Origin of the sequence: Plebeiibacterium sediminum (assembly GCF_026013605.1) — a bacterium.
In the GTDB taxonomy this organism is placed as follows: domain Bacteria; phylum Bacteroidota; class Bacteroidia; order Bacteroidales; family Marinilabiliaceae; genus Saccharicrinis; species Saccharicrinis sediminus.
This window is the reverse complement of the sequence record NZ_JAPDPJ010000148.1, coordinates 1-3824: the sequence shown is the minus strand read 5'-3', so window position 1 is coordinate 3824 and position 3824 is coordinate 1. Positions and strand designations below refer to the sequence as shown.

The following is a 3824-nucleotide window of genomic DNA, read 5'->3' as shown; positions in this document are numbered from 1 at the left end:
ATACTTTATAGATTATTTGCTGGAATATTGTTTAGTTCAACAAACCCTCCAATCTGTAGGGTATGCAAGCAACCCTACATTAGAGGCTAAGTGTTGGCAACTGGCTTTTCTTACTTTTCTCCATAAAGAAATCTTATATCATTCATATTCAACCGATTCTTATAAGACCCTATCTTTTTTAAATAGAAATATCTTAGTTTATCTGAACAAGTTTCATATGTTTCATGACCCGATACCGAATTCCTTAACAATTTAAAAGGTTTAATTTCAGTTTTATCATATATAAATCCTCTCCCGATGAATTCTACACCTCCGTTCGGATAATTCATATAGTCATTATATACTTTATTTATTAATAGTCCAGCAATAACATCATTTCCATTTTCAGCATAAAACAAAGTATCAATAACAGTCTCCATATAATCAAGTCCAGTTGGCAAATCTATTGCCCAATCTCTTTCAATTGAATCATTAAAAAACTGACCATTAAAGTACCTTCTAGCTAATTCTGATGGCTTCTGTATTATTTTAATTTTGATTAAACTGTCAACTTGATTCTGAAGTCTAATTTTATCTGCTTGGTATTTACTTGAGTCAACTTTTAAATTATATACATACTCTTTGGGAGTTGTAGTATCAATCAATTCTAAATATAATTCAGCAGCTGAGTATCTGATATAATTTATTGATAGAGGACAAGATGCAAGAAAAAGAATCCAAAAACTTACTTTATTTGAATAGTACTTAAATGAGAATAGTAAATAAGCAATTGATACTATAAATATCAATAAAGAAATGATAATTAGAGTCTCTATTATATTTCCAAATGCAGAACCTCCACTGTCATTAAAAGCATGAATTATTGAAATAATAAATCCAATAATTAAAATTCCATATAATATTTTTGTACCGTACTGTTTCATGAGTGCTGCTTTAGCTTGTTGCCAACGGATTGGCCATATGATACGTTGTGCTTTTCCGTTCTTCCACAAAGTTAATTATCTTTGCCTGACCTCCTAATTTCACTAACCTCAATTACCTCACGCGCAATGTATTATGATGGCTTTTTAGGCAACGTTATTTATAAAGTGTCAAGTATGCTTTTAAGTTTTGATATATTCTCGCTACTGTATCCAATTATTTTTCCAACAACTTTTTGATTCGTATCAACTATGATATTAGTTGGTAATGAATTGACTTGATAATCATTCCCATTTGCCAATACAATGTTATAAAGAAATGGATTTTTAGGTAAAAAACTATTCAAAATATATTCTTTGTCTGAATGAAATGCTACAGCGATAAAGACAATATCTTTATCAGACTTTTTATCGACTAGTTTATTTAATTCAGGTATTTCCTTTATACAAGGTGGGCAACTTGTGCTCCAAAAATTCAACACGATAATTTTGTCTTTTAATTCATCTGATTTCCATGTTCTACCCTGCAAATCAGTAAACTCGAAAGGAGTAATGGATTCACCTTCTTCATAAGAAACTCTATTATTATAATTAACATCAAGGTCGGCAAATGAAATATCCAACTGATGCATCTGTCTTTCCTTAATATCTTTGAAATTAAATACAGTAATAAAGTTAGTAAAATGCCATGTTTGACCAGTATCTAAAGAAATGCCGATAATTGATGCATCTACTTCTCCAATTTTTAAACTAAAATAGGCTTGTTGAGTATCATTAAAAATGCCAAATCTTTCTAACTTAATATCCGAAAATATACGTGTATCTCTGGTAAGCATTTTATTCCATGTATCATACAAGTTTGTTTTATCTTCCCATGGATATATTTCAGGTGTGAAGTAATCTGCATAAGTAATATAATCATCTTCATTTACTGCTTTGATTAATCGTTCTGCATTAGCTTGTGCTTTGTTCTTATAAACTTCCTGAGCATTAATTGTACATGCGATTTTAAATAATAATATAATTGTAATAATTGATTTCATGGGACTATGTAAAATGTGAATATAGTATTTGGATGTTCTATTCTCTTTGTTTTGCAAATCGCACTATTTAATTTTGATCGACTTCTATTTAGCATAAAATATTCTAACATCTGCGCCGTTGGGGGTGATTTTAAAAATAGCGATTCTTTTATTTTGATCTTTAATACTACAATTAATTTTATCATCCTTACTAGCATATTCAAATAGCGCTAAATTATCCGAAGTATTGTATAGTACTAACTCTTTTATTGAAGAATTAGTTACCGAAATAATCAACTTGAGTTCTTGTTCCGATTTTACTTTACTAAGAACTTTACCATTCAAATTGTTAATATATTCAGATTTAAGGGTTACATATGATTTTTCAGTGTTTTCATTCTTCTGACTCCAAATAAATCCAACTGCAAGAATGCTAAAGATTAATACAAATGTAGTTTTCATAAAATTTATTTTTTATATTTTGTAAGTCAACAATGTTGCCTAACGGATGGGTATATGAAACGTTTGGCATTTCAAAGCGATTTCCTATCAAACCGTTGCTATGTTTATTAAATGTACTGCTCTTAAAATTAGCACTATCCGCCAAATGTTTTATATACCGTGTTCTCGCCAGTTAATCTTCATACTCTAATATTATTTTCAATACAGGATCTTCTCCATTCTCAAAATCATTATAAGTTGGTTCAACATAAATGTCAGGACATAAAGAATTTGGGTCTTCTTTTAGATATTTAAAATAGTCACTCGAATAATTAATATTGATTCCACTTTTTGGAAGTTGAAATTGTTTCACTTCACCATAATGATTTGGTTTCCCACTTGTTGATTCCCCAACTAATATAGCTTCTGTTTTGTTTTTGAAATCCAATGCATTAATTAGTCCAGATGAGTAAGTTCTTCGACCAATTACAACGAATAACTTTCCTTTTGTATTTATTACATCATATTTGGCTAATTCATCAATAAGTTTTGTTCCTTGGATAGAAGAGCCACCTGCATTTAATCTTAAGTCAAATATTAGTTTATCAAAACTTGATGTATCTATACAACTAAATAGTCTTTGAGTAAATTCTTGAAAAGAAGGAAGATTTTCAACATTCTTATAACCACATAAAGTCGCAACCTCTTTTCCGAAACATTTATTATATCCAACATAAAGTATGTTTTCAGAGTCAATGATTTCCATCCAAAATATCTTATCCATATTTGACCAATAGAGTGGACTGGTGTTAGTTTGAAGCATTTTTGGCATGCCGTATTTTAAAATATTATTTCTAATGTCTTTAGAATAAATCAGACTCGATTTGTCACCATTTTCACCTTGAAATATTAATTGAATTGTATCATTTTGCAAGAATTTAAAATATTCCAGCAATGCTATGTGCGTAACATAATTTGGAAATTGTTTTTTAAGAAGTGCTTCATTGGTTTCACCAATAAGAGTTGAAAGCGAATCAACAACTTCATTAATTAAATGTTTATTAATGGCAATTAGTTTTTTCCCTTTTATATCCTGTCCATTTTCAGGAATTAATATGGGATAATAACCATCTTTAAACCACATAATTCCAATTGGAATTTGTCCTTTTCTCTTTGAAATACTATAATAATCAATGTTAGTATGACTATCACCTGCCTTAGCAATAATTTGTTGTAATTTTATTATTATCTCAAAGTCATTATATTGATTAATATGTATTTTAAGAGTATCAATTTCATTATAAAAATCCGATGAATCAAGTTGAAAAAAAAGGTTTTTATGTTTTTTTAGATATTCCGGTGATGTTGACCCCTCATTCCGGTCATATTGACCCCCTTGGATTTGGGTAACTAAAAATGGTTAGTGTGACAAAATTACATC

4 protein-coding genes are annotated in these 3824 nt (G+C 29.3%); all 4 read right to left on the bottom strand.

Features of this window, described 5'->3' with window-relative positions; translation table 11 throughout:
• Nucleotides 1-110 precede the first annotated feature (110 nt).
• Nucleotides 111-992 (bottom strand): hypothetical protein, encoded by an 882-nt coding sequence (locus OM075_RS24470; RefSeq protein ID WP_301193192.1) that lies wholly within the window; start codon nucleotides 990-992, stop codon nucleotides 111-113.
• Nucleotides 993-1081: 89 nt separating this feature from the next.
• The gene (locus tag OM075_RS24465; protein ID WP_301193191.1) at nucleotides 1082-1963 is read right to left on the bottom strand and encodes a TlpA family protein disulfide reductase; all 882 of its coding nucleotides are present in this window, start codon (nucleotides 1961-1963) and stop codon (nucleotides 1082-1084) included.
• 84 nt (nucleotides 1964-2047) lie between these two features.
• A complete protein-coding gene (locus tag OM075_RS24460) occupies nucleotides 2048-2404 on the bottom strand; it encodes a hypothetical protein (RefSeq protein ID WP_301193190.1) in 357 nt (118 codons plus the stop codon).
• A gap of 172 nt (nucleotides 2405-2576) precedes the next feature.
• On the bottom strand, nucleotides 2577-3527 hold the full coding sequence (locus OM075_RS24455) for a S41 family peptidase (RefSeq protein WP_301193189.1): 951 nt from the start codon (nucleotides 3525-3527) through the stop codon (nucleotides 2577-2579).
• Nucleotides 3528-3824: the final 297 nt, after the last annotated feature.